Raw genomic sequence first — 663 nt, forward strand, 5'->3', positions numbered from 1 at the left:
CTACAAGCCTAAACAAAATTTAATAAAAAAATGATTTTTAAATATTTCTTCTTCCTTTTTTCAGGAATTGTATACTCTCAAAGTATCCAAGTAATGAATTTCGATACATTCGAAATAGTTTCGCAATTAGAAGGTCACGAAAAATTGGTTACATCAGAATCTGATGGTTGCGTAATGAAATACTCTGAAGAAGAAGAAACCTATTTTTTCACTTGTCAATCGGAACAATTTGGCGAGTATTATCAGTCATATAAAGTTGTCGAAAGAACCGATGAGAATATTATTGCCGAAATGACAACTTTCGGAATTGAAAAACCAGAATTGTATATTGTCAAGGATAGTATTTCTCTAAAGAGCAAAATAGAATTCTATCTGAAAAGACAGACTATGGACACAGGTGAAAAAGTTTCCTTATTCTTTAGATATTCGAATAATCCAAACTAAAGGCCAGTAGCCAACAACGTATAAGACCAATGGCTAAGCTGGTTAAATCAATTGATTTTCCCACAAAAAGACTATCTTAGATAAACCGAATAAACCCGTAAACGGCTTTGCCGTGGCTTCCGAGTCGCACGCGTCGACGCCGCTGCCAACATTTGCTACCGCAAATTTGGTTGAGCCACAGCGAGCCAAGGACCGCCACTGGCATTATACAAACACGTT

General features: G+C 36.3%; 1 protein-coding gene. It reads left to right on the plus strand.

What is annotated here, in order from left to right:
- Positions 1-30 precede the first annotated feature (30 nt).
- Complete coding sequence (locus ACY2RU_RS17800; RefSeq protein ID WP_490139833.1) at positions 31-444, plus strand: hypothetical protein; 414 nt, start codon at positions 31-33, stop codon at positions 442-444.
- The last annotated feature ends 219 nt before the right edge of the window (positions 445-663 follow it).

This window comes from Ulvibacter sp. 2305UL32-6, assembly GCF_058148545.1.